The organism is Quisquiliibacterium transsilvanicum, from assembly GCF_014202215.1.
GTDB classification, from domain to species: Bacteria; Pseudomonadota; Gammaproteobacteria; order Burkholderiales; family Burkholderiaceae_E; genus Quisquiliibacterium; species Quisquiliibacterium transsilvanicum.
The window spans coordinates 49,550-72,501 of the sequence record NZ_JACHGB010000005.1 but is presented as its reverse complement, the minus strand read 5'-3'; the positions used below and the strand labels follow the sequence as shown (position 1 = coordinate 72,501).

At 68.2% G+C, this 22,952-nt stretch carries 23 protein-coding genes and 1 pseudogene; 13 read left to right on the top strand and 11 right to left on the bottom strand.

What is annotated here, in order from left to right; all coding sequences use genetic code 11:
* The first annotated feature begins 67 nt into the window (after positions 1-67).
* Both HNQ70_RS12810 and HNQ70_RS12805 read left to right on the top strand, forming a co-directional pair.
* The gene (locus tag HNQ70_RS12810) at positions 68-1,627 is read left to right on the top strand and encodes a class I adenylate-forming enzyme family protein (protein ID WP_183968189.1); all 1,560 of its coding nucleotides are present in this window, start codon (positions 68-70) and stop codon (positions 1,625-1,627) included.
* Between the two features lie 7 nt (positions 1,628-1,634).
* Positions 1,635-2,873 carry an MFS transporter gene (locus HNQ70_RS12805; protein WP_183968187.1) on the top strand — a complete coding sequence of 413 codons (1,239 nt, stop codon included), beginning with the start codon at positions 1,635-1,637 and terminating at the stop codon, positions 2,871-2,873.
* 61 nt (positions 2,874-2,934) lie between these two features.
* On the opposite strand, the pseudogene HNQ70_RS20655 reads toward HNQ70_RS12805, so the two are convergent.
* Positions 2,935-3,069, bottom strand: a pseudogene (locus HNQ70_RS20655) (type II toxin-antitoxin system RelE/ParE family toxin); the annotation flags it as partial.
* Positions 3,066-3,320 carry an antitoxin gene (locus HNQ70_RS12800; RefSeq protein WP_183968186.1) on the bottom strand — a complete coding sequence of 85 codons (255 nt, stop codon included), beginning with the start codon at positions 3,318-3,320 and terminating at the stop codon, positions 3,066-3,068. The gene HNQ70_RS12800 and the pseudogene HNQ70_RS20655, both read right to left, overlap by 4 nt.
* Before the next feature lie 147 nt (positions 3,321-3,467).
* On the opposite strand from HNQ70_RS12800, the gene HNQ70_RS12795 reads away from it, so the two are divergent.
* From HNQ70_RS12795 to HNQ70_RS12775, 5 genes are all read left to right on the top strand, one after another.
* On the top strand, positions 3,468-3,662 hold the full coding sequence (locus tag HNQ70_RS12795; RefSeq protein WP_183968184.1) for a hypothetical protein: 195 nt from the start codon (positions 3,468-3,470) through the stop codon (positions 3,660-3,662).
* A gap of 51 nt (positions 3,663-3,713) precedes the next feature.
* Positions 3,714-4,127: a DUF1810 domain-containing protein gene (locus tag HNQ70_RS12790; protein WP_183968182.1), complete on the top strand. Its 414-nt coding sequence runs from the start codon at positions 3,714-3,716 to the stop codon at positions 4,125-4,127.
* Between the two features lie 119 nt (positions 4,128-4,246).
* Complete coding sequence (locus HNQ70_RS12785; protein ID WP_183968180.1) at positions 4,247-4,510, top strand: AbrB/MazE/SpoVT family DNA-binding domain-containing protein; 264 nt, start codon at positions 4,247-4,249, stop codon at positions 4,508-4,510.
* A complete protein-coding gene (locus HNQ70_RS12780) occupies positions 4,507-4,941 on the top strand; it encodes a type II toxin-antitoxin system VapC family toxin (protein WP_183968178.1) in 435 nt (144 codons plus the stop codon). The genes HNQ70_RS12785 and HNQ70_RS12780 overlap by 4 nt, the downstream gene beginning before the upstream one ends.
* 59 nt (positions 4,942-5,000) lie before the next feature.
* On the top strand, positions 5,001-5,207 hold the full coding sequence (locus HNQ70_RS12775; RefSeq protein ID WP_183968176.1) for a hypothetical protein: 207 nt from the start codon (positions 5,001-5,003) through the stop codon (positions 5,205-5,207).
* 32 nt (positions 5,208-5,239) lie between these two features.
* Here HNQ70_RS12775 and HNQ70_RS12770 read toward each other — a convergent pair whose 3' ends face one another.
* Complete coding sequence (locus HNQ70_RS12770; protein ID WP_183968174.1) at positions 5,240-7,444, bottom strand: AsmA family protein; 2,205 nt, start codon at positions 7,442-7,444, stop codon at positions 5,240-5,242.
* 279 nt (positions 7,445-7,723) lie between these two features.
* On the opposite strand from HNQ70_RS12770, the gene HNQ70_RS12765 reads away from it, so the two are divergent.
* The gene (locus HNQ70_RS12765) at positions 7,724-8,944 is read left to right on the top strand and encodes a YihY/virulence factor BrkB family protein (protein WP_343060775.1); all 1,221 of its coding nucleotides are present in this window, start codon (positions 7,724-7,726) and stop codon (positions 8,942-8,944) included.
* Positions 8,945-9,047: 103 nt separating this feature from the next.
* Here HNQ70_RS12765 and HNQ70_RS12760 read toward each other — a convergent pair whose 3' ends face one another.
* Together HNQ70_RS12760 and hsdR are read right to left on the bottom strand one after the other, a co-directional pair.
* Complete coding sequence (locus tag HNQ70_RS12760; RefSeq protein WP_183968172.1) at positions 9,048-11,093, bottom strand: 3-hydroxyacyl-CoA dehydrogenase NAD-binding domain-containing protein; 2,046 nt, start codon at positions 11,091-11,093, stop codon at positions 9,048-9,050.
* A gap of 234 nt (positions 11,094-11,327) precedes the next feature.
* Positions 11,328-13,916, bottom strand: a complete 2,589-nt coding sequence (hsdR, locus tag HNQ70_RS12755; protein ID WP_221302803.1) for an EcoAI/FtnUII family type I restriction enzme subunit R — start codon at positions 13,914-13,916, stop codon at positions 11,328-11,330.
* A gap of 122 nt (positions 13,917-14,038) precedes the next feature.
* On the opposite strand from hsdR, the gene HNQ70_RS12750 reads away from it, so the two are divergent.
* Together HNQ70_RS12750 and HNQ70_RS12745 are read left to right on the top strand one after the other, a co-directional pair.
* The gene (locus HNQ70_RS12750; RefSeq protein WP_183968170.1) at positions 14,039-14,335 is read left to right on the top strand and encodes a helix-turn-helix domain-containing protein; all 297 of its coding nucleotides are present in this window, start codon (positions 14,039-14,041) and stop codon (positions 14,333-14,335) included.
* Positions 14,319-14,591: a hypothetical protein gene (locus HNQ70_RS12745; protein WP_183968168.1), complete on the top strand. Its 273-nt coding sequence runs from the start codon at positions 14,319-14,321 to the stop codon at positions 14,589-14,591. Before HNQ70_RS12750 ends, HNQ70_RS12745 begins: the two co-directional genes overlap by 17 nt.
* A 189-nt stretch (positions 14,592-14,780) precedes the next feature.
* Here the strand turns inward: HNQ70_RS12745 and HNQ70_RS12740 are convergent, their stop codons facing one another.
* From HNQ70_RS12740 to HNQ70_RS12720, 5 genes are all read right to left on the bottom strand, one after another.
* A complete protein-coding gene (locus HNQ70_RS12740; RefSeq protein ID WP_183968166.1) occupies positions 14,781-15,194 on the bottom strand; it encodes a hypothetical protein in 414 nt (137 codons plus the stop codon).
* A gap of 139 nt (positions 15,195-15,333) precedes the next feature.
* Positions 15,334-15,606 carry a hypothetical protein gene (locus tag HNQ70_RS12735; RefSeq protein WP_246434954.1) on the bottom strand — a complete coding sequence of 91 codons (273 nt, stop codon included), beginning with the start codon at positions 15,604-15,606 and terminating at the stop codon, positions 15,334-15,336.
* 16 nt (positions 15,607-15,622) lie between these two features.
* Positions 15,623-16,030, bottom strand: a complete 408-nt coding sequence (locus tag HNQ70_RS12730; RefSeq protein WP_183968164.1) for a helix-turn-helix domain-containing protein — start codon at positions 16,028-16,030, stop codon at positions 15,623-15,625.
* Between the two features lie 51 nt (positions 16,031-16,081).
* Complete coding sequence (locus HNQ70_RS12725) at positions 16,082-17,422, bottom strand: DNA binding protein (RefSeq protein ID WP_183968162.1); 1,341 nt, start codon at positions 17,420-17,422, stop codon at positions 16,082-16,084.
* A gap of 532 nt (positions 17,423-17,954) precedes the next feature.
* Positions 17,955-18,203, bottom strand: a complete 249-nt coding sequence (locus HNQ70_RS12720) for a hypothetical protein (RefSeq protein ID WP_183968160.1) — start codon at positions 18,201-18,203, stop codon at positions 17,955-17,957.
* 129 nt (positions 18,204-18,332) lie between these two features.
* Between HNQ70_RS12720 and HNQ70_RS12715 the strand changes: the two genes are divergently transcribed.
* The 3 genes from HNQ70_RS12715 to HNQ70_RS12705 all read left to right on the top strand — a co-directional run bounded on the left by HNQ70_RS12715 (position 18,333) and on the right by HNQ70_RS12705 (position 20,509).
* Positions 18,333-18,836 carry a putative toxin-antitoxin system toxin component, PIN family gene (locus HNQ70_RS12715; protein ID WP_221302802.1) on the top strand — a complete coding sequence of 168 codons (504 nt, stop codon included), beginning with the start codon at positions 18,333-18,335 and terminating at the stop codon, positions 18,834-18,836.
* A complete protein-coding gene (locus HNQ70_RS12710; protein WP_183968159.1) occupies positions 18,824-19,039 on the top strand; it encodes a toxin-antitoxin system HicB family antitoxin in 216 nt (71 codons plus the stop codon). Before HNQ70_RS12715 ends, HNQ70_RS12710 begins: the two co-directional genes overlap by 13 nt.
* A 108-nt stretch (positions 19,040-19,147) precedes the next feature.
* Positions 19,148-20,509 (top strand): ABC1 kinase family protein, encoded by a 1,362-nt coding sequence (locus HNQ70_RS12705; protein WP_221302801.1) that lies wholly within the window; start codon positions 19,148-19,150, stop codon positions 20,507-20,509.
* A gap of 10 nt (positions 20,510-20,519) precedes the next feature.
* On the opposite strand, the gene HNQ70_RS12700 is transcribed toward HNQ70_RS12705, so the two are convergent.
* Positions 20,520-22,886 (bottom strand): TolB family protein, encoded by a 2,367-nt coding sequence (locus HNQ70_RS12700; protein WP_183968157.1) that lies wholly within the window; start codon positions 22,884-22,886, stop codon positions 20,520-20,522.
* Positions 22,887-22,952 lie beyond the last annotated feature (66 nt).

Here is a 22,952-nt window from a genome sequence, read left to right as displayed (position 1 = left end):
GTGGCCGGATTCTAGACGCGTGCCGCGCCCGGCCGCACAATCCCCGGCATTCACGAGGCCCCTCGCCATGCACACCACCAACCTGTTCTTCCGCGGCTACCGCAACCACCCCGAGCGGCTGGCGCTGAGTGGCGACGGCGGCGACTTCACCTACCGCCAGGCCTACGGAATGGCCAACCGCATCGCGCGCCGCCTGCGCGACGGCGGCTTCGGCCCGGGCGACCGCTTCGCGGTGCTGAGCCCCAACTCCAGCCGCGCCTTCCTGTCGATGCTGGGCGGCATGCGCGCGGGCGTGGCCTGGTGCAACCTGAACATGAAGGCCGCGCTGCCGGACATCCTGCACATCCTGGCCGCCGGCAAGTGCAACCTGCTGTTCTTCGACCAGTCGGCCGCGCCGATGCTGGCCGAGATCCGCAAGGCGGTGCCCACGCTGCGCGAAGCGGTGTGCATCGGCGGCACCGATCCGTCCGCGCCCACGCTCGAGGCCTGGCTGGAAGGCGTCGACGACGCGCCGCTGGACTTCCGCATCCCCGAAGACACGCAGGGCTTCCAGGGCGCAACCGGCGGCACCACCGGCCGCTCCAAGCTCACCGTGGGCTCCAACCGCTTCATGCTGACCAGCGTGATGGCCTGGTCCACCTGCCTGCACTTCGACGAGCCGCCGGTGAACCTGGCGGTGGCGCCGATCACCCATGCCGGCGGCTTTATCGCGCTGGGCATGGGGCAGTTCAGCGGCACCACGATCATGATGGGCGCGCCGGACGTGGGCCACATGATCGACCTGATCGAGCAGCGCCGCGTCAGCGTGCTGTTCCTGCCGCCGACGCTGATCTACATGCTGCTGGCGCACCCGAAGGCGGCCAGCGCGGACTTCTCCTCGCTGCGCTACCTGATCGCCGCGGCCTCGCCCTTCGCGCCCGAGAAGATCGTCGAGGCGGTCAATCGCCTCGGGCCGGTGGTCTGCCAGGCCTATGGCCAGACCGAGTCCGGCTTCCCCACCACCTTCATGTCGCCGCACGAGATGGCGCAGGCGGTGAGCGACCCCGCGAAGCGCCACCTGCTGCTGTCCTGCGGCCGGCCCACGGTGACCGTGGAGGCGATGGAGGTGATGGACGAGGAGGGCCGTATCCTGGGCCCGGGCGAGACCGGCGAGGTGGTGCTGCGCGGCCCCACGCTGATGGAGTGCTACCTGGACGACGAGACCGCCACCGCGGAGATCCAGAAGTACGGCTGGCATCACACCGGCGACATCGGCAAGCGCGACGAGGACGGCTACTTCTACATCACCGACCGCAAGCGCGACCTGATCATCTCCGGCGGCTTCAACATCTTCCCCTTCGAGGTGGAGAGCGCGCTGATGAAGCACCCCGCGGTGCAGGACTGCGCGGTGATCGGCGTGCCCGACGAGAAATGGGGCGAGGCGGTGAAGGCCTGCGTGCAGCTCAAGCCGGGAATGAAGGCGGGGGCCGAGGAACTGATCGAGTACGCGAAGTCTCTGATCGGCTCGATGAAGGCGCCCAAGTCGGTGGACTTCGTCGAGAACCTGCCGCGCAGCCCGGTGGGCAAGGTGCTCAAGCGCGAGCTGCGGGTGCCGTACTGGGAGGGCAAGGGCCGCGGCGTCGGCTGAACGCGCCATGGGCCGGGTGTTCCACGGCTGGAAGGTGGTCGCCGCGTGCTTCTGCATCGCGGTGATCTCCTGGTCGCTCGGCCTGTATGGCGCAAGCGTCTACCTGCAGTCGGTCACCGCGGCGCACGGCTGGCCGATCGCCGGGGTCTCGTCGGCGATCACGCTGTTCTTCCTGGTCAGCGCGGTGCTGCAGCGTTCGGTGGGGCGCGCCTTCGACCGCTTCGGGCCGCGGCCGGTGATGACTGCGGGCGCGGTGTCGATGGGCGCCGGCGCCGCGCTGATCGGGCAAGTGTCCGCGCCCTGGCAGCTGTACCCGTGCTTCGTGCTGGTGGGCATCGGCTGGGCCACGCTGTCGATGACCGGGCTCGCGGCCACGATCGCACCCTGGTTCGAGCGCCACCAGGGCCGGTCGATGGCGCTGGCCACCATGGGCGCCAGCGTGTCCGGCATCGCCGGGGTTCCGCTGCTGCTGTTCACGCTGGCGGCGTTGGGCCTGGCGCAGGGGCTGGCGCTGGTCGGCCTGGCGGCCGTGCTCGTGCTGCTGCCACTGATCTGGGGCGTGCTGCGGCATCGCGGACCGGCGGCGCTGGGGCTCGCGCGCGATGGCGACGCCGCACCGGCGCCCGGCGCGGCTGCGGGGCCGGCCGCGGCGCCGCTGGCCGCCAGCGTGGCGCGCCCCGGCTGGTTGCTGTGGACCGCCGCCGCCGGGTTTGCGCTGGGGCTCAACGTGCAGATCGGCTTCGTCACCCATCACGTGGCGCTGGGCGCCGAGTCCCTGGGCCTGGCGGGCGCCGGCCTGCTGGTCAGCGCCACCGGCGCCGCCGCGTTCGCCGGCCGAATGCTGCTGGCCCGCATCGTCGACCGCGTGGACGTGCGCCGGCTCGCCGCCGGGCTGCTGCTGGCCCAGGCCCTGTCCCTGTTCGCCATCGCCGCGCTGCCGGGCACCGCGGTGCTGGTCGGCGCCAGCCTGGTCTACGGATTCTGCATGGGGCAGGTCACCACGCTGGCGCCCATCGTGGTGCGCCGCGAGTTCGGCGCGGCGGCCTTCGGCACGACCTACGGCGCGGCAGCCACCGCGATCCAGCTGACCTCGGCCTTCGGCCCGGCGCTGCTGGGCTGGCTGCGCGACGGCTTTGGCGGGTACGGGCCGGGGCTGGTGGTGGCAGGCGGGATTGCGGTGGGGGCGGCGGGGGCGCTGATGGTGGGGCGGGGGTTGGCGCGGGGGCGGGTTGCTGCGCCTGCCTGACTGAAGCGCCGATCGCCGCGTTCTTGTTCAGCTCGGCAGGCGGGCCACACCGCCCTGCGGCTAAGGCCGCCGCGGCCTCGTCGATTGATGCCAGGTAGCTGCGGGCCTGCTCCTCGCCCCACTGCTCTTTCGTATACCGGGCGATCGCGCGAATGTCGGCGGCCGCGGCCTTCGCGAAGACGTAGGCGCGTGTCACGCGTCGCCGCTGCTGCGGAACTCGCTCTCTGCAATTTCCGCAGCGCTCATGGCGACCACCTCGCCCCGCTCAGCCTCCGCCAAGCGTGCAAGCAGCAGGGCCTTCAATTCCTGCAGGGCCTGTTCTTCGTCGGGGGTGGCTGGAAACAGGCGTTCGATGGCGTACTGGCGGATCGTCTTGCCCTGCAGCGCGGCCATGGCCTTGAGTGCCTGGTGCTGCTGGTCGCTGATGTCGATGGTGAGTCTGCTCATAGGGGGCTCTCCTGCTGAAACTCACATTAGCACAAATGTGGGCTTCGAGAACGCCGATCAGATGGCGCCGATGGTGATGAGTTCCTCCGGAGAGGAGGATCGGACAAGTCCGCTCCTGGACGGTCCATGCGCCCGCATAATCTCCTGATGTCCTCGATTTCCGCCTCCCTTATCGAAGCCCACCGGGACGAGATCGCCCGGCTCTGCGCGCAGACGCGGGTGAGGCGGCTCGACGCGTTCGGGTCGGTCGTGCGCGCGGACTTCTCGTCGGAGCGCAGCCTGCGCAACCCGTGGCTTCGCCGGCGCGTGGAGGCGGAGCGAGTTCCCGTCTATGCATCCTGACGCCCGCAAGTTGGTCTTTGGTTCCGGCCCGATCCCGTTCGAGGAGACGACATGAACCTGCAGCGTTTCGTAGACGCCCAGGCCCCCGTGATCTCCACCGTGATGGCCGAACTCGCCGCCGGCGAGAAGCGCACGCACTGGATGTGGTTCGTGTTCCCTCAGCTCGCGGCGCTCGGGCGCAGCGGCACTGCGAAGTTCTACGGGCTGGCGGACCTCGACGAGGCCCGCGCCTACCTCGCGCACCCGGTGCTGGGCCAGCGGCTGCGCGCCTGCACGCGCACGGTGCTCGTCCACCGCGGCAGTTCCGCGCGGGCCATCTTCGGCACGCCGGACGACCTCAAGTTCCGCTCGTGCATGACGCTGTTCGGGTTGGCGGCGCCGGACGAGCCGCTGTTCGGCGCAGCGCTCGCCGCGTTCTACGGCGGCGAGGCGGATGCGGCGACGGTCAGGAATCTTGATTGCTGAACGTGCGGGTGTCGATGGGCGCAACGCAATTGGTCGACCTTGGAACAGTACTGCCAGTTTTTGACTTACCAAGTAAGCCAAGCTACGATGGGATCCACTCAATCGGCACGGAATCTCGCATGTCGACGCTTCTCGTATCTTCCAAAGGCCAGATCGTGTTGCCCGCCGCCTTGCGGCGCCGGCTCGGCATGGGGGCAGGCGCCAGGATCGAAGTGCTCGAGGAACCGGACGGCCTGAAGCTGCGCGTCGTACGGCCGGTCGCGACGGCCGACGTGACCGGAATGGCGGGCCTGGTCAAGGCGCCAGCGCGCGGTGTACCGCGCCGCCTGGAGGATTTCGACCCGGCGTCGATACTGACCCGAGCGTGGCGCAGCAAGCCATGAGGGCACTGGACACCAACGTCCTGGCACGGTTCTTCATCGATGATGCCGACGATCCACAGGCAGCCAGGCAGCGGCCCGCGGCCGTCGCCGCGCTTGCCGAACGATCGTTCGTCTCGGTGACCGTGCTGCTTGAACTGGAATGGGTCATGCGCGGGTTCTATGAACTGCCAGCGAAGGACATTTCCCGCGTGTTGCGTGCGCTGGCGAGCATCGAACACATCACGCTCGAAGATCGCGACGCGGTTCTGGTGGCGGTCGATGCCTTTGGCAAGGGTCTCGACTTCGCTGACGCGCTGCATCTGGCGCGCAGTTCACGTGCTTCCGGGTTCGCGACTTTCGACCGGCGACTGGCCAGGCGGGCGAAGGGCCTCGCGCTATCGCCACCCGTGGAGTTGCTGGCACCGTCAGCCGCTGGCCGGCACCGCCGGTGAGGTGACGGAAAAGCGGTCGGCGGCGCCCGCCGACACGCTCATCCGCCACACGGATCCGCTTGCTTCGCCAGCGCACCACCCTGCTGTGCCCGCTCCACCAGCGTCTTGGCCGGCTCGATGCCCATCGCGAAGAAGGCCCAGTCATCCGGATCGGGCAGCGGCGGCAGGCCAGCGAAGGCCGCAACGGCCACCCAGTCGGCAGTCTGCTCGATCAGCGTCAGGAGTTCGGCCGCACGATCGGGCCGGATGCGCAGCTGGTTGGGTGAGGGTCGGGGCCGCGCGGCGGTGGCCTGCGCGTCTACTTGTCGGGTGCTGTTCCAGGCGGTGCGGCCGACGGCGCTGCAGCCTGCGCAGCGCCGGATTCACAAGGCGACGCTTGCTTGTCGCCGAGATCGATGAACGGCAGCACCGCCGCGACCGGGGCCACCGCTGCGCCCAGCACCGCTGCAGCCACGGCCCGGCCCGCGAGGCGCCGGGGCTCGACGCCGAAGTTCGGGCTGCCCAGCGTGCCCTTGATCGTTACCGGGCTGCGCAGCGTGAACAAGGACACGTCCTTGGGCTTGGCCACTGCCCGCAGATCCAGTGCCTCTGTGCGCAAGTTCAGCACACCGTGGATACGGATCGTCGTGTCCTTGTTGTCAAGCACCGCCACGCGCGGCCGCACGATACCGCCGACGATGTCCAGGTCCAGCCGCGCGCAGTTCAGCGCCAACGGGCGGTCGCCGCGCACCATCACGCCCAGCGCCTGGGCAATGTCGAGTCCTGCGCCCTCGGTGGCCAGATGTGACATGGTGCCGTCGCGCAGGAACACGTGCGCCCGGCCGTCCAGTGTGCCCAGGATCTCGGCCGTAGAGCGCCCGCGGCCGCTGGCCTTCAAGTGGCCGTCGACAGTGCCTGTCAGGTAGGCCTTCGCCGGCTGAGCGCCGCCGGCACGCGCCTCGTCACGTCGCCTTTTCAGCGCCTTGCGGCTCTGTGTTTCCGGTTGTGTGGCTGTACCGGCCGGTGTCTTCAGCCCGTTGATCCAGCCCGCGATGTCCACCGTGGCGAAGCGCAGGTCTGCCTGCCACTGGGCCGGCGTCGCGTTGCTGTCCAGCCGCGTCGAGCCCGCGAATGTGCCGCCGGCCACCGAGGCCTGCAGTTTGTTCAGCGTCAGAACGCCGTCGGCGAGCACGACCTGCGTGCGCAGCTGGCGCAACTCGGACAACTTGTCGCTGTCGAACGCCAGCTCTTCGATCGCCACCTGCACGTCGGCTTCCATCGCACGCAGCGAGGGCAGGTCGAAGCGCCGGTCGGGCAGCACGCGCCCGGGCTTAGGCTTCTTCGCCGCAGCTTTCGGGTCGCCGGTTCCAGTGGTGCCGATCGCCGGGCCGAGGTCGGCCAACGCCAGCCGCGTGCCGACCAGGCTGCCCTTCAGAAGCGGCGTCTTCGGACGCGTGTCGAAGTCGAACTCACCCGCCAGGCGGCTGCCACCGATCGTCGCGCGATCGGCCCGGAGGTGCCACAAACCGCCGGCATGCGTCAGCGCGCCATGCAACGCAAAGGGCGGCGTCTGCGGCAGCGTTACGCCCAAGGGTTTGCCGACCGGAGCCAGCGACGGGCCGCGCAGCTGTACCTTGCCCTCGAGTCTGCGAGCACCCAGCAGGGCGCCAGCCCGGCCCTCGAACAGCAGCGTCGCCGCGCCGGCCCGGCCTTCGATGCGCACCGGCACCAGCGGTGCTTCGGGGTTCTCGTCCAGCAAAGGCAGCGCGCCGCCGGCACTGACCTTCATCTGCAGCGGCAGTGCGCGCCAGCGGCCATTGACCGCGGCGCGATAGCCCGCCTGCTCGTCGGGCAGCGTCGAGTCGGGCAGCGTCGAGTCGGGCAAGGCATCGCCTTCGCGGCCGGCGATGTCGATGCGCAACTTCGTTTCCGTCAACGGGTCGTCGACGGTCACGAACCCGTGGTCAACGACGAAGGCGCCGAAGCGCGGCAGCGTCTCGGTCAGGGTGCGCTCGGGTCGAGGAGGCTGCGGGAGCGACTGTCGCCCGATCTGCCAGCTGGCATGTTCGCGGTCGGTGCGCACCAGGTGTGCGTCGAGGGCCTTAGCGCGCAGTCGCTGCACCCGCAACGGCTCGCCGTGCCGGTGCCAGCGCAAAACGTCGTCCCAGCCCCAGGCAAGTTCGATATTCCGGGCGTCGACAAGGTGCGGAACTTCGACGCCGCCGCCGGCGCCGACGTTAAGGTGCTCCACCGACAACCGCGGCCGCCATAGCAGCCGGGTGCGGAAGTGCCCGTCGAGCCGCACCGGAACGCCGGCAGTTCGGGTCAGTGCGTCGGCGAGCGGTTGACGCAGGAACGGCCAGCCGCTGAGTTCACCGACTGCGACGCCCAGCGCCAGCAGGGCCAGCAGGGCGCCAGCCACGCGCAGTGCCAGGCGCTTGGGCGTCACGATTGTGCGGGGCGCGCGGCCGGCTTGCTGCTCTTGCTGCGTCGCGACGCGGTCGGGCTGCTGTTGCTGGTTCATCGCAGCGCCTCGGAGGGTGATGGCTGAAGCCCAGCTTGCGGCCGTGGCGCGACGGGCGCAATCAGCGCCGGCCTCGCAGGCGTGTCAGCCGCGGCCTACAACAGCGCATCGAATCGAGACATGGTCAAGGGGGCCCGGACCGCAGCCGGCAGGCATTCGCGAGGACGTCGCCCGGCTGCTCGATTCAATGGCGGGGGTGCGCCGCCGCACAGACGATCGCGGACTGCGAGCGCAGGCTCGACCTGAAGAACTCAGCACCTTGAGCAGGAGGGGTTGCCTGTGACCCACGCACCCACGACCGGCCGAGCCGAGGCGCCCGCCGCAACGTCAGCCGACAACACTGCCCGCGTCGCAGGCGCGGGAGCCAAGACTTCGCCGCAGCAGGCATCGCGATGGTCGGCGAGGCAATGGTGGAGCATGGTCAAGGCTGCGCTGGCGGCCTGGATCGACGACTATGCGCCCAGCATGGGCGCTGCGCTGTCGTATTACACCGTGTTTTCGCTCGCGCCGCTTCTGGTGATCGTGATCTCGGTGGCCGGCCTGATCTTCGGCGCTGACGCCGTCAGGGGGGAGATCTTTGCCCAGATCGACGGCTTGATGGGCGCCGAGGCCGCCAAGGGAATTCAAGATCTCCTCAGCAGCGTCAGCAAGCCCAGCGCTGGCGTCTTGGGCACCGTCATCGGTGCCGTCGTAATGCTGATCGGCGCCACCAGCGTCTTCGGCGAGTTACAAGACGCACTCGACCGCATCTGGCGGGCCCCGGCCCGCGCGTCAGCAAGTGGGTGGATCACGCTGGTGCGCACCCGGCTGCTGTCGTTCGGCATGATCCTGGGAATCGCGTTCCTGCTGGTGGTGTCCCTTGTTGTCGGGGCGGGAATTGCAGCGCTCGGCAAATGGTGGGGCGGTTGGTTCGAGGGCTGGGATGTGCTGGCACAGATCATCAACACCGTTGTCGGTTTCCTGATGACGATGGCGGTCTTTGCCCTGATCTACAAACTGATGCCGCGCGTCAAAGTGAGCTGGGGTGACGTGTGGGTCGGCGCCGCCGTGACGGCGCTGCTCTTCACGGTGGGGCGCTACCTCATCAGCCTGTATATCGGCACGACCGGCATCGCCAGCGGCTTCGGCGCTGCGGGATCGGTTGCCGTGATCTTCGTGTGGGTCTACTACTCGGCGCAGATTTTTCTGGTCGGCGCCGAGTTCACCTGGGTCTACGCTCAGCGCTTTGGCTCGCGACGGGCCCATGCCGAGCCCACCTTCGAAGAAGCACGCATTGCACCGCCGATTCCAGATCGAAACGCGGCCGGCGCGCCTGATCTTGTCGACGCTGTGACACAACCCTTCCAGGCCAGGCTTGAAACCAAGCCCCCGTCTTGGAGACAGCGCCCGTCAGCGGTGCTGGTGCCGGCGCTTACCGGCGCCGCAATGGGAGCAGCAATGGGAGCAGCGGCGGTGCTTCTTGCGCGATCTGTACGGCGGCGCCCCGGCGGAGAACCGTAACTGCGGTTTGCGCACCCGCAACTGCCGACCGGTCCCCGGATTGTCGAAGCGCTCGCCGACGGGATGAGCGCGCCGCCGGCACGCCCACCCGCGACCCGGCTCCTTACTTCGCCAGCGCACCCCCCTGCTGCGCACGCTCCACCAGCGTCTTCGCCGGCTCGATGCCCATCGAGCGCAGGCTGTCGACCACCTTCTGCAGGCCCACGCTGTCGGCCCAGTGCATCGGGCCGCCGGTGAAGGCCGGCCAGTTGTAGCCCAGGATCAGGGCCACGTCGATGTCGCTGGCGCGCAGGGCGATGCCTTCCTCGAGCAGCTTCACGCCTTCGTTGACCACCGGGAACAGCAGGCGGCCGACGATCTCCTCGTCGCTCAGCGTCAGGCCGCGCTCGATGCCCTTGTAGGCCGCGAAGTCCTCGATGACCTTGGCGGCCACCGGGCTCGGCGAGGCTTTGCGCTTCTCGTCGTAGTCGTAGTAGCCGCCGTTCTTCTTCTGGCCCAGGCGGTCCAGCGCCACCAGGTCGCCGTTGAGCGTGCGCTCGCCCGAGCCGCGGCCGATCACGTCCAGGCCCACCAGGTCGGTCATCGCGAACGGACCCATCGCGAATCCGTAGTCGAACAGCGCCTTGTCGATCTGCTGCGGCGTCGGGCCGCGCAGCACCAGCTCGTTGGCCGCCAGCGAGCGCTTGGACATCACGCGGTTGGCGATGAAGCCGAAGCACACGCCCGCCAGCACCGACACCTTGCCGATGGTCTTGCCCAGGTCCATCGACGTGGCGATCACTTCCTTCGAGGTCTTGGCGCCGCGCACCACCTCGAGCAGGCGCATCACGTTGGCCGGCGAGAAGAAGTGCAGGCCCACCACCCACTCGGGGCGCGAGGTGGCCGACGCGATCTCGTCGATGTCGAGGAAGGAGGTGTTGGACGCGAGGATGGCGCCCTGGCGGACGATCTTGTCGAGCTTGCCGAAGATCTCCTTCTTCAGGCCCATTTCCTCGAACACCGCCTCGATGACCAGGTCCACGTTGGCCAGCGCGTCCATCGACAGCGCCGGGGTGATCAGCGCCATGCGCTCTTCCACCTGCTGCTGCGTCATCCGGCCCTTGGCGGCCGAGCCCTCGTAGTTGCGGCGGATCACCTTCAGGCCGCGGTCCAGCGCCTCCTGGGTGGTCTCGACCAGCGTGACCGGGATGCCCACGTTCAGGAAGTTCATCGTGATGCCGCCGCCCATCGTGCCGGCGCCGATCACGCCCACCTTCCTGATGGGCAGCTTCGGCGTGTCCGCCGGCACGTCCGGAATCTTGGCGGCCTGGCGCTCAGCGAAGAAGTAGTAGCGCAGCGCCGCGCTCTGCGGACCCGACACCAGCTCCAGGAAGAGCTCGCGTTCACGCTTCATGCCTTCGTCGAAGGGCAGGTCCACGGCCGCCTGAACGGCGCGCGTGATGTTGACCGGCGCCTTCAGGCCGCGGAAGGCCCTGGCGTTGCGCGCCAGGTAGCCGTCGAAGAACTCCGGCTTGCCGCGGAAGTCCGCGATCTTGTCCTCGCGGTCACGCACGCGCTGCAGCGGCTTGGCCTCCATCAGCAGCTTGCGCGCGAAGGCGATGCCGTCCTCACGCAGCTGGCCCTCAGTGGCCAGCGCGTCGATCATGCCCACCTCGAGCGCCTTCTTGGCACCCACCGGCTTGCCGCCGGTCATGATGTCCAGCGCCGCCTCCGGGCCCACGATGCGCGGCAGACGCTGCGTGCCGCCGGCGCCCGGCAGCAGGCCCAGCGCCACCTCGGGCAGGCCCACCTTGGCCGAGGGCACCGCGATGCGGTAGTGGCACACCAGCGCCACTTCGAAGCCGCCGCCCAGCGCCGTGCCGTGGATCGCGGCCACCACCGGCTTCTTCAGGTTCTCGACCAGCGCCATCACCTCGTGCAGGTTCGGGCCCTGCGGCGGCTTGCCGAACTCCGAGATGTCCGCGCCCGCGAAGAAGGTGCGCCCGCCGCAGGTCAGCACGATGGCCTTGACCGACGGATCGTCGGCGAACTTGCGGAACCCTTCGTCCAGGGCCACGCGGGTCTTCACGCCCAGCGCATTGACCGGGGGGTTGTCGACGGTGATGACACCGATGCCATCGACCACGTCGTAGGTTCCGACTTCGCTCATCGAATTCTCCAGAGGGGGTTGGTGAAAGGGGGCCGGGCCCGTGCCGGGGTGGGGCAGGGCGCGGCGGCGGGTGGAAGACTAACCGATCGGGGTGGGGCGCCGGGGCTGGGCGGGTGGAACGGGGTCCGTTTGGCAGGGGGCCGCGCGCCATGGGATGAGGCGTCGGCGGGGCCGGCGGGTCGAGGGGCCAGTGCTCTGTCAACGATGTATACGGGTATCCGAACTTGAGTAGGTTCAGGGGGCACCGCCGCCGCCTTGACTTCCCGAAGTGACAAACACTTGACTGCTCGGAATTCGATATAAGTGCTTCTGGAAACCCACGAAGACCGTCCGAACGTCCTCGGCCTTGCCTAGCTCAGCGAACGCATCGGGAAGGGCGCGATATCTGAGCCGCAGCAGTGGCGCCAGCTTCTCCTGGCCGAGTTCATACACACCCTGATCGACGTACTGCGCCAGCACGAAGTCGAGGAAAGCGCGCTGTTTGTCGGTCAGCTCGGCTGCTGAGGCCTGGCGTGCCGCCTCGGCGCGGTCCTCGCGGGAGAGCGGCGCGCTGGCAAAGGCTACGTACGCCAGCACGTCGAACAGGTCGCTCTTCTCCGCGTCGATGATTCTCTGCATCTCCGCCAACGGCTCCTTGCCGAAGCCACGGTCGGCCAAGTCATGCAGTAGCTTCTTGCGGGTTTCCGGCTCGCCCCAGAGCCGCCGCAACTCGTCCTCATCTTTGAAGAACTCCGGCAGCGTGCCGAACAACGTCTCCAGGAACTGGGCCGCCGACATCGGGCGCCCGTCGGCGCTCCAGAAGGTCGTTGCGGTCATGCTCTGAATCGACCGGGCCTTGCCGTCCGCGAGCTTGACCATGGTCTTCACGCGCGGCGGCTCCGGCTCGGGCAGCGGGCCAGGGTCTTCCGGATCAGGCTCTTCGGGCCGCGGCTCGGGGGGGGCGCGAGGCGGCTCCGGCTCCTGCGGCTCGCCATCCCACTCCGGATCGGCGAAGTGGTGGTGGGCCTTCACGAAGTCGTAGATCGTGAAGTAGTCCTTCCCGTCATAGAGCCGGGTGCCACGGCCGATGATCTGCTTGAACTCGATCATCGAGTTCACCGGGCGCATGAGCACGATGTTGCGTACGTTGCGCGCGTCGACGCCGGTTGAGAGCTTCTGCGAGGTCGTCAGGATCGTCGGGATGGTCTTTTCATTGTCCTGAAAGTCGCGCAGGAACCGGTCGCCGATGGCGCCATCGTCTGCGGTGACGCGCACACAGTAGTTCGGGTCCGTGCTCGTCTTCACCTGGTTGATGAGGTCACGCATCAACAGGGCGTGCTCCTGCGTTGCGCAGAAGACCAGCGTCTTCTCGCGCTGGTCGATCATCCCCATGAGCAGCTTGACCCGGTAGGCCTCGCGCTCGGGGATGACGATGACCCGGTTGAATTCGCTCTCGACATAGCGCTTGCCCTGCACCACCTCGCCCGCGATCACGGCGTCATCGGGGGTGTAGGTGTAGTCGTCGATCGTGCTCGCGATCTGCTTGACCTTGAAGGGGGTCAGGAAGCCGTCGTTGATGCCGTCCTTGAGCGAGTAGGTGTAGACCGGTTCGCCGAAGTACGTATAGGTGTCGGCGTTGGCCTTGCGCTTGGGCGTAGCCGTCAGGCCGAGCTGCACCGCCGGCGCGAAGTAGTTGAGGATCGCGCGCCACTGGCCCTCGTCGTTGGCGCCGCCGCGGTGGCACTCGTCGATGACGATGAAGTCAAAGAAGTCCGGGGGGTAGTCGCCGAAGTACGGAGAGTCCCCCGGGCCGCTCATGAAGGTCTGGAAAATGGTGAAGAAGACGCTGCCGTTCTTGGGCACCCGGCCTTGCCTTCGGATCTCGCCCGGCTCGATGCGCACGAGCGCGTCCTCGGGGAAGGCCGAGAAGGCGTTGTAGGCCTGATCGGCGAGGATGTTGCGGTCGGCCAGGAACAGAATGCGCGGCCGGCGCGATGGCGCGGCGCCGCTCTTCCAGTCGGCCACATTCCACCGGCTGTGATAGAGCTTCCATGCGATCTGGAAGGCGATCGCGGTCTTGCCCGTGCCGGTGGCCAGGGTCAGAAGCAGCCGGTCGCGGCCCTCGCTGATGGCCTCCAGCACGCGCCGGATCGCGATTTCCTGGTAGTAGCGACTTTCCCAGGCGCCGCCCTTGTCCTCGAACGGGATGGCGGCAAAGCGGTCACGCCAGGCGTTCGCCTCGGCGAAGGTCTTGGCCCAGAGCTCGTCCGGGGTCGGGTAGGCCGTGACATCGCCCTCCTCCCCGGTGGACATGCCCTTCACCGCAATCAGGATGTCCAGCGGCTGCAGCTCATTGCGCAGCGACGCTAGCTGCACGCGCTTTTGCGGCTCGCGGATGTAGCCGAACTCCGGCAGGTCGGCGACCCCGACCTCCAGCGCTTGCGTCGGGTTGTTCACCTCAGCATCCGCCGCGCTGATCGGCACTGGCCGGATGAACTCGACCAGCTCCTCCAGGCGCACCACCTCGCCCGCCCGCAGCGCCGCATCGACCGCATCGGTCAACTGCGAGCGCGCATAGCGCGACACCATCAGCTGGAAGTCGTTTGCGGCGATGTCCGCGGGGCTTACCAGCGTGGCAGCCTCTCCGGCGTGGCGGGCGCGCACCGTCTCCAGCAGCTCCTGCCAGCCGGTGAGCGTGGTGCGGCCCTTGCCGTCGCGTTTGTGGAAGCGCTCGGCTGCGCCGTCGACAAACAGAATCTCGGCCCGGTTGCCCTCGTGCTTGAGCGCGAACAGCACATGCTCGACGCGGTCCCGAGACGACGCATAGATGAGCCGGAAGTCCATTCAATGACTTGTCTATGAGCTTTTCAATGTCTAGGATTGGTTCATAAATCAGGCGTTGCGAGATTCAATGCAAAATCTATGAGTCAACGAAAATGCCAAAGAAGCTGACCCCGGAAGGCGCGATGCCCTCCCTAGTCGAAGAGCGGCTGAGGGTGTGGGGCCGCTGCATCCGCGCGCAGCGCATCACCCAGCGCATCACCACTCTCCAGCTTGCGGAGCGGATGAACATCTCTCGCGCCACCCTGCAGCGGCTGGAGCGCGGCGACGCGGGCGCTTCGACCGGCAACTACCTGCGCGCGTTCCTCGTTCTCGGCATCCTGGATGTGGTGGCGCCTGTGCCTCCGCAACGCTTCTGGCAGGAAACCGAGGGCAAGCGCGTCGTTCACGCAGGCGGGCGGGCCCATGACGACGACTTCTGAGCGCTTCTACGTCTACCTGCAGCGCCCCGATTCGCATGAGTGGGTCACGGTCGGTCGATACGAGGCGCCCCCCGATGTGGCGGATATCCCCAACGGGGTGTTCCAGTACGCGCCGAGCTATGTCAGGGCGGGGCTGGCGTGGTCGATCGACCCCGTCGGCTTGCCGTTCATCCCGGGCGAGCGCTTCCTGTCAGCAGCCGGCATAAATCGGCCAGGCGGAGTCGGCATATACCGGCCAGTGTGGCGGTTGCCGTGAAGCGTCCCGAATGGGTTGATTCAGTGGGTCGTTTTGCCGCAGTTTTCGAGGCGCGATCGGCGGATTTTTTCGGTGCCGGAGCGACCTTCGGAGCGCCGGTATATGCCGGTCGCTGACAGCGTTCTCGGTCTTGAACTGGCTCGTGTACCAGCGATGGCCGACCGCATCGTCCTTCGATACCCCCTGCATTCAGGTCCCGGAAAGGACATCGAGCACTCCTGGAACGCGCCGCGGCTTTGTCACATTCCAGAGCTGCGTCCTCCAGCGCGCGACCCATAGCGCCTCCAGTCCACAGGCGATCTTCTCTTCCGAGGGGCTGCCTTCGAGACGCACGTAGGGGCGCAACTCGAGCGTGTTGGCTGACCAGACCGTGAGTGGACCGGCTCCTCTGTCGAGGTGGCCGATGTACCGGTTGCGCGAGCCTTCCTGGTGATGCACGACGCCATGGCGCAGCCAGCGCCCATGAAGCGCATTGCCCCTCAGGTGCCGACCGATGTAGCGAAGTGTGCCGTCGGCCTCGGTGACCATGTAGACGAGGGGTCCGGCAATGCGCTGCCAGCGGTGCGCGTCGATCACATCGAAATCGATCAGGCGCTTGTGCATGTGCCGATAGTAGAACGTATGGTCCAGGGCCCGTGTCAGGCGGATCGTCGGGTGCAGTCCGAGGATTGCGGGGTCGCGAAAGACGGCTCGAGTGTCGATTGTGTGTCTCCTTGCCCGATCGGGCGTTGCGATAAGCAGTTCAGTTCCTGCGGATGGGCTCGGTCCTGTGCCCGGCGGTCACGATCGTGTCGTCGCCGGCGACGATCGCGTAGACGTCAAGGTGCTCGTCGAGCGCCCGAGCCAGCGGACCGGCATAGGCCTTCACGCGCCGCCGAGCGGCCTTGTCGAAGAACACCTTGCGCGCGTTACCGGGTGCGGATTCCTGCGAGCCGAACTGCAGCAGCAGGTCTACGAGGATCGGGGGAATCGCCCGTTGCTGGCAGCGGACGGTGGCATGCGTGGTCATGTTCATGTCGGGCGTTCCTGGCTTAGTGGACGACAGAAGAGGTGCGGGCAGCGGCGAAGAACTCGTTCAGGCACTTCTGGGCACGCGGGTTCAGGGCGGTCAGGTACGGGGTGCCTACGAAGCGGCGCATGTTTCGGATCAAGGCCAACTCATCGGCGGTGAATGCGTCGTCCAGATAGGGGGCGATCGCGTCCCAGGTCTCGGGGAAGTACTCGCTCATGCACAGCCGGGTGAGCTCGATCGGGTCACAGCCGAGCGACTTCGCAAGCCCTCCGATCTTGCCCAGGGGCAACTGGGCGCGGCCGTGCTTGATCGCTGAGAGCGCGCGCGGCCGATCGAATCCGGCCTCCCGGGCGATCAGGGCCTGGGTCTTGCCCGAGGCCTGGATGGCGGCGGTCACGAAACGCGAAACGGTCATCGTCGTTTGCATCGTCGTTCTTCTCCTGGTTGGCGGCCCCGTCCCGGCGGCCGCGATTCGACTTCAGCGGGACAGGAACTCGAGCTGGTAGCTGCGCTCGCCAATGCGCTTGAAGCGCACGACGTCGCCGGCCTTGGCCTTATGTGAGGTGAAGTAGCCGACGAATCTCCGACGCGGACTCACGAGGGCCTTGCTCTTGACGCGCAGATCCGTGCGCCACGGTTCGCCGCCCTGGTCGTGATGCAGCTCGACCGGGACGCCGTGCTCGCCCTCACCGCGCGCGCCGTAGACATCCGGCGGGAAGAACTGGTCGGCGTAGCGCCGCTCGATGTCGAGGTAGCCGTTGCGAATGCCCGCCTCGTGCAGCACCACGTCCAGCGTCAGGGCCTCGAGGTCCAGTCCGGAGACGGGCAACGCCAGTGGGGCGGGATGGTCGGCAGATTGCGCCCTCGCGCGGTCGATCTGCGCGGCCAACCATTTCCGGTCCACCGCCAAGCCGATCGACAGCTTGTCGCACTCGTCATCGGTGATGCTCATGACGTCACCGTCGAGAATCTCGTCGAGGCGCTCGCGCGGCACATCCAGGTACCTCGAGGCGGTGTCGCGCTGGATGCCGAACCGATCGGCTGGGGCTTGCTTGATCCCGAGGGACTCGAGGACTTCAGAGCGGCCTACCGCCGGATACTCCTCTGCCAAGTTGGCGCGTATGAACGGCTGCAGCTCATTGGGGGCCAGCGAGGCGGGCGTACTTTCGCGGCTGCCGACCCAGACGGTGGGTTGGAAGTTCTGACGGCCTCGCAACCAGCGGGCAGCCTCCTTTGCGCTGACGACCACCGATTTGCCGGCCATCCTGGACTGGATCGTCGCCAGGCGCGATTCACCTGAGGCGTGCTGGGCGTTGCGTACCGTGCGCAGCGAAACGTTGGCCAGCAGCGCGAGGTCTTCGAGATCGAGCTCGGAGTACGCGCCGAGCGCATAACGCGCACGGGCGCGGCGGACCATCTCCTGGAGGCCCAGCGCCTTCTCGTGCGGCTCATCGCCGTCGAAGATGCCCTGCAGTTCCTCCAGGAGCGGCTGGACATCACCGGCACATGTCATGTCCACGAAGGCGCCGAGTCGGCCCAAGTTCCCGTTCTCGGCGTCATCGTCGATGGGACCGGTCAACTGGCCGTAGAACGCGTACTGGTAGATGCGCTCAAGGTCTTGGGCGAACACGAAGGGGCGCAGGTCGAACTCCTCGTAGCGCGGCCAGGAAGGCAGGCCATCATCGGAGACGCCGAGCAGGCGCTGGGGCGCGTCACGTCGGACGACGAGTTCCTGGGCATAGGCGAACGAGTACAGGTGCAGCACGAGGTCGTTGCGGACTTGCTGAAGGGTCGGGAAGGCGGTGTTGGTAGTCGGCATGGCTCTCTCGAAATGCGCAAAATGTGCTGTTCATAAGCACGTGCAACGAATCATACACGTTCATAAGTGCATACGAACAGCCCTTTCTGAACATGCTCCATTTTGCGCGATTCGGCTGGTCTGTCCGGGCCCCGGAGGACCCGAAAGGGTCCTGCGTCTTTACCTCGACCGGCCGAAAGACAGCCCGACATCGAGGAGGCCGCGTCATCGGCCGCTTCTACTCCAGGAACCGCACAGAGGTCTTGCGCTTGGATCCATGACGGGGTTCGATCAACCGCGCAGGTTGATGGCTGAGCCGCGACGGGCCTCACGGAGGCCCGTTGGGTGAAATCAGGCTGCCGGCTCGGAGGCTCGAGAGACCCCAGATCGCCGTCGGTGCGCTCGATGCGCAGTGTTCCACGCGTGCGCGGGCACGGCGGGGTGCGTCCCAATCGGCCTTCGATCACCGGGACTTCGTGCCCTGGCCTCATTGAAGCGGGTTAGAACAAGATCCGTCTTGTCTCGGCCCGCCGCGCGTCGCTATCGTCCACGATCAGTCTGAAACGCCGTCTGCGATCGCCTGAAACGGGCGTCTACGATGGGCTGAAATACGCAGCGGGATGCGGAGCAGCACCTGGACGGCCTGCTGATGGCCATCGAAGGGGCTTTCGGCGCAGGAACCGGAGACCTCGACGCCGACTGGCGGGAAGTGCTGCGCCAACGCATGGTCCGGACAGTTCGACGGCTGCGCCCGGCCTGATGAGCCGGCTCTGCGCACGGCGTGGCCGCGCTTGCAGGTCACGGTAGGCCTCCTCGTCCGCCGTCGAGGACCATCCGGTCAGCGAGCCTTCCGTGGCCGTTCAGCGCAAGAGGTCCCTGAGATCCTTCAGCATCAGGAACAGATGATAGGGATCGGTCGACGCAATCGACGATGATCGTAGAAGTGCCGAACGCCCACCGCGCCTCGTCATTTATGACAGCGCAGGTGCTATCATTAATTATGGCTACGGTCGTTCTCGACACCAATGTCCTGGTCGCCGCGCTCCTGCGCGGCGGCGGCACGGGGCGCGCCGTGCTCCGTGCCTGCCTGCGGGGTCAGTACCAGCCCGTGCTGGGGCCGGCATTGCTCGCTGAGTACGAAGACGTTCTGGGCCGCTCGGAGCTGTTCGCGGACTCCGTACTGTCGGCCAAGGAGCGAGACGAAGTGTTCGATGGCCTGATGAACCGCTGTCGTTGGGTCGAGGTGTTCTACGCCTGGCGGCCGAATCTGCCTGACGAAGGCGACAACCACCTCATCGAGCTGGCGGTGGCTGCGCAGGCCGATGCCATCGTGACGCACAATCTGCGGGATGTTGCGCGCGGCGAACTGAAGTTCCCGATGCTGCGGGTTCTGACGCCCGACCAATGCCTGGAGGTCTTCCCATGTCCACCCTGACGATTCGTTTGCCCGACGACAAGCACGAGCGCCTGAAGGCACTCGCGAAGTCGAACTCGATCAGCGTCAACAAGCTGATGGACGAGTTGGCCACGGTGGCCCTGGCCAACTACGACGCTCGCGTGCGCTTCGAAACGCGCGCAGCTCGCGGCAATCCCAAGCGTGCGCTGGCCCTGCTCGACAAGCTCGATCGGGTGGGCTGACCCCGTCGTGGATCTCGTCCGTCGCCGCGCCGCCGGGCTGGCCGGTGTGAGCCATGCGTCGGACCGCGCGACGGCGGGTGGCGAGTGGAGCGCACCGAGGGCTGAATCTTGAAGACCCCCAAACCCCCGCCCGCCCCCGTCCCCCAGACCCGCCTGCGCCGCCTGGCCGGCCTGGGCATGGCTGCGGGCGGCCTCGCCGCCGGTGCCGCCGCACAAGGCCTCAAACGCCTGGCCCGCGGCGAGGCCCCCGACTTCCGCGGCGCGCTGCTCTCCGCCCCCAACGCGGTGCGGCTCGCGGAGCGCCTCGCCAAGATGCGCGGCGCCGCGATGAAGATTGGACAACTGGTTTCCATGCAGGGCGAGGACATCCTGCCGCCGCAGTTCGCGCAGGCGCTGTCGGTGCTGCGTTCGCAGGCGGCGCCGATGCCGCCGCAGCAGCTGCACCGCGTGCTCGGGCGCGAGTACGGCACCGGCTGGCAGCGCCGCTTCGCCCACTTCGACGAGGAGCCGGTGGCGGCGGCGTCCATCGGCCAGGTGCACCGCGTGCGCACCGTGGACGGGCGCGACCTGGCGCTGAAGATCCAGTACCCCGGCGTGGCCCGCTCCATCTCCAGCGACGTCGACAACGTGGCGACGCTGCTGCGGATGTTCGACCTGCTGCCGATCGAGATCGATGTCTCGGGCATCGCCGCCGAGGCAAAGCGCCAGCTGATGCAGGAGGCCGACTACGTGAGCGAGGCGCGCTTCCTCGAGCACTTCGGGCAGCTGGTGGCCGACGAGCCGGGGATGCTGGTGCCGCGGGTGCATCGCGACCTGAGCACCACCCGCATCATGGCGATGGACTTCATCGAGGCGCAGCCGCTGGACGCGCTGCGCGAGGCGCCCCAGGCGCGACGCGACGCGGTGGGCGCGTTGCTGGAGCGGCTGCTGTTCCGGGAGCTGTTCGAGTTCCGGGTCATGCAGACCGACCCCAATCTCGCCAACTACCTCTATGAGCCCAACAGCGGGCGCGTGGTGCTGCTGGACTTCGGCGCCACGCGGCACTTCGAGCCGGACTTCGTCGCCAACTACGCGCGCATCAGCCGCGCGGTGATCGACGGCGACCGCGCGGCGGTCGCGCGCGAGGCGGTGCGCATCGGCTACGCGGCGGCCGGCGATGCGGCCGAGCGCATCGATGCGGTGGTCGACGTCTGCCTGCTCGCCTGCGAGCCGCTGCGCCATCGCGGGCGCTACGACTTCGGCGCCTCGGACCTGCCCGCGCGGGTGCGCGACGTCGGTTTCGACCTGGCGATCCGGCGTCGGCTGCTGCGCTCGCCGCCGCCCGAGACCATCTTCCTGCACCGCAAGCTGGTGGGCTCCTTCCTGCTGGTCGCCCGCCTGGGCGCGCGCGTCGACGTCCGGTCGCTGATCCTGCCCTTCCTGCACCAGTCCACCGAAGCCGGGGAGCGGCCGCTTCCCCGGCCCCGGTGAGCCGGGCCGGTCACGCGTCGAGCAGCGCCACTCCGATCAGCCCGGCGATCGCGTCCGGCGACGAGACGTCGGTCCACGCAGTGACGGGGTCGATCACCGCGCGCAGCGTCGCGAGGTCGGTGGTGCACTGGTTCATCACTTCGGTGTAATACTTCGCCACCGCGATCCCGTTCTGGAACTGCGCCGACGTCTCGCCCCAGGCCGGATCGTCAGGCGCCTTGGCCGCGAGGTTGCCGAAGACCGCATGGACCACCTGTCCCACCGACCAGCCGAGGTCCAGCGCATCCTCGATGTCGGCGATCGCTTCCAGCCGGGCCTCGGCCCCGGCGCTGTCTCCGACGATGTTGGCCACCAGGGCCTCGGCGAGTTCGCGGTGGCCCAGAGACGAGGGATAGAGGTCCGTGAACTGTTCCTTGGAGGTGAAGATCTCGACGATCACTGGCACGGAGAGGCCGAAGCGCCAGGCCTCGGCGAGCTGGTCCATGTACTCGACCCCTGGCGCCGCGTCGAAGGCGACGATGAAGAAGTGCCAGAGCGCATCCGGCAGGTCCTCGTACCCGCCGTGCTCGCGCGCTTCGATGAACACGGACTTGTCGGCGAAGCGCAGGCGTTCGACGTCGGCGATCTCGGTGGCGCCCCGCGCCGCGACCAGGGGCGCGGCCGTCCACTGGCCGCCGCCGTCCCAGTGCAGCCGGTAGTCCTGCGCGGCGCCCGCCAGCATGACGGTGTCCAGGCCCGCACCGCCGTCGATGGTGTCCTCGCCGGTGCCGCCCAGGCCCCGGACGACCAGGTGCTCCGGGTGGCCGGCTCCCCAGTCGAGGTAGGCGTAGAGGCTGCCGCCGGCGGCGAGCGCGAGCACCTGCGGCGAGTTGGGGAAGGGCGTGCCGGAGGTCATCGGCATCACCGCGCCGCTGTCGAGGTCCCTCAGGTAGTAGTTCGAGTACGACAGCGGCGAAGGCTGCACCACTTCCTGCGATGCGGTCGCGAACGCCACCAGGCGGCCGTCGGCCGAGAGCTCCGGCGCGTAGGACTCGGAGGCGAGCTGCGCCCCGCTCTCCGACACCGATGCCCGGACGACCGCGCCGGTCTCGAGGTTCTTCACGAACACGTCGGCGACGCCGTTGGTGTCGCCGGGCACCAGCGTGGCGTCGGTGCTCACGAAGGCGACGTAGCGCCCGTCCGCAGACAGCGCGGGCCGGTAACGCTCGACTGCGTACGAGGCGTCCGAGCCCGTGCCGCCGGGGATCGACGGGTACAGCGGCGCCACCGCCTCGATCGCTCCGCTGTCCAGGTCTGTCACGTAGACCCAGGCCAGGTCGTCGTCGCCGAGGCCCGGCGCCAGGTTCGTGGCGAGGCTGAGGAAGGCCGCCACGCGGCCGTCTGCCGAGAGCGTCGCGCAGCCGCTCTCCCGGTCTGCGGCGCTGCCGTCGGCGGTTTCGGAGGCGCGCTCGAGCGCCCCCGTCCAGAGGTCCTTCACGTACACCTGCGTCGGGCCGTAGCCGGCGAGATCAGGCGACAGGTCGCCGCTGGACGACTGGAACAGCAGGTACCGTCCGCTCGACGAGAGCATCGGCAGCATCCCGCCGAATTCGGCCGGCGTGCCGTCCGCGGTCGACGACGCGACGACGAGCTCCCCGGTCTGCAGGTCGCGCACGTAGATCTGCGCGTAGCGCGGCCAGGGCGGCAGGTCGGCGAGCGCGTTCTCCTCGCTCTGGAAGGCCAGGTAGCGGCCGTCTCCCGACAGGCTGGGGAAGCCCGCGCTTGCCATCGGGTCGAGCGCCCCGGCCGGCACCGAGACCCAGGTCTCGGCGCCCGTCTGCCGGTCGAGCACCAGGACGTCGTCGCGCCAGAGGGTGGGGTCGCCGTCGCCGGTGCTTTCGTGGACCAGGTGGTTCGCCACGCCGGCGACGAAGCGGCCGTCGTCCGAGACGTCGAGCTGCCACTGCAGGTAGACGCCCGGCGTGACCCGCATCTCGTCGCGCCATTGCGCAACGCCGCCGCGCAGCAGGTCGTCGCCCGCTCCGCCGACGATCCAGTCGTTCCCCGACAGCAGCTGCGCGGTCACCGCCGCGTTGTCGCCCGCCGACATCAGGTCGAGCACGGTGGCCTGCAGGCCGCTCCAGTCCAGCAGCAGCTCGCCTGCGCCATCGCGCAGCGTCGCGCGTTCCACCCGGCTGGCAAGCAGCGCATCGGGGGTCGAGTAGTCGAAGCTGCCGTACATCGACTGCGTGGCCCTGCTGACCGGATCGCGCAGGACGATCAGGTCCGGGCCGATCGACTCGAGCGTCGGCTCCGGCGAGGTGAAGTACGCCCCGTAGCCGAGCGCGGACATCTCGGTCATGTCCGCCGGGTATCTGCCGAACCTGAGCACCGTCATCGTCGAATCTCCGGCGGAATGCTGCGCCGAATGATGCGCGGCCCGCGCGGAAGGCTCAAGCGCGAC

What these genes read in the sequence shown, in the direction of transcription:
- HNQ70_RS12810 (WP_183968189.1), top strand. Translation starts at nt 68, where the DNA reads ATGCACACCACCAACCTGTTCTTCCGCGGCTACCGCAACCACCCCGAG.
- HNQ70_RS12805 (WP_183968187.1), top strand. Translation starts at nt 1,635, where the DNA reads ATGGGCCGGGTGTTCCACGGCTGGAAGGTGGTCGCCGCGTGCTTCTGC.
- HNQ70_RS12800 (WP_183968186.1), bottom strand. Translation starts at nt 3,320, where the DNA reads ATGAGCAGACTCACCATCGACATCAGCGACCAGCAGCACCAGGCACTC.
- HNQ70_RS12795 (WP_183968184.1), top strand. Translation starts at nt 3,468, where the DNA reads ATGTCCTCGATTTCCGCCTCCCTTATCGAAGCCCACCGGGACGAGATC.
- HNQ70_RS12790 (WP_183968182.1), top strand. Translation starts at nt 3,714, where the DNA reads ATGAACCTGCAGCGTTTCGTAGACGCCCAGGCCCCCGTGATCTCCACC.
- HNQ70_RS12785 (WP_183968180.1), top strand. Translation starts at nt 4,247, where the DNA reads ATGTCGACGCTTCTCGTATCTTCCAAAGGCCAGATCGTGTTGCCCGCC.
- HNQ70_RS12780 (WP_183968178.1), top strand. Translation starts at nt 4,507, where the DNA reads ATGAGGGCACTGGACACCAACGTCCTGGCACGGTTCTTCATCGATGAT.
- HNQ70_RS12770 (WP_183968174.1), bottom strand. Translation starts at nt 7,444, where the DNA reads ATGAACCAGCAACAGCAGCCCGACCGCGTCGCGACGCAGCAAGAGCAG.
- HNQ70_RS12760 (WP_183968172.1), bottom strand. Translation starts at nt 11,093, where the DNA reads ATGAGCGAAGTCGGAACCTACGACGTGGTCGATGGCATCGGTGTCATC.
- hsdR (WP_221302803.1), bottom strand. Translation starts at nt 13,916, where the DNA reads ATGGACTTCCGGCTCATCTATGCGTCGTCTCGGGACCGCGTCGAGCAT.
- HNQ70_RS12750 (WP_183968170.1), top strand. Translation starts at nt 14,039, where the DNA reads ATGCCCTCCCTAGTCGAAGAGCGGCTGAGGGTGTGGGGCCGCTGCATC.
- HNQ70_RS12745 (WP_183968168.1), top strand. Translation starts at nt 14,319, where the DNA reads ATGACGACGACTTCTGAGCGCTTCTACGTCTACCTGCAGCGCCCCGAT.
- HNQ70_RS12740 (WP_183968166.1), bottom strand. Translation starts at nt 15,194, where the DNA reads ATGCACAAGCGCCTGATCGATTTCGATGTGATCGACGCGCACCGCTGG.
- HNQ70_RS12735 (WP_246434954.1), bottom strand. Translation starts at nt 15,606, where the DNA reads ATGAACATGACCACGCATGCCACCGTCCGCTGCCAGCAACGGGCGATT.
- HNQ70_RS12730 (WP_183968164.1), bottom strand. Translation starts at nt 16,030, where the DNA reads ATGCAAACGACGATGACCGTTTCGCGTTTCGTGACCGCCGCCATCCAG.
- HNQ70_RS12725 (WP_183968162.1), bottom strand. Translation starts at nt 17,422, where the DNA reads ATGCCGACTACCAACACCGCCTTCCCGACCCTTCAGCAAGTCCGCAAC.
- HNQ70_RS12715 (WP_221302802.1), top strand. Translation starts at nt 18,333, where the DNA reads ATGATCGTAGAAGTGCCGAACGCCCACCGCGCCTCGTCATTTATGACA.
- HNQ70_RS12710 (WP_183968159.1), top strand. Translation starts at nt 18,824, where the DNA reads ATGTCCACCCTGACGATTCGTTTGCCCGACGACAAGCACGAGCGCCTG.
- HNQ70_RS12700 (WP_183968157.1), bottom strand. Translation starts at nt 22,886, where the DNA reads ATGACGGTGCTCAGGTTCGGCAGATACCCGGCGGACATGACCGAGATG.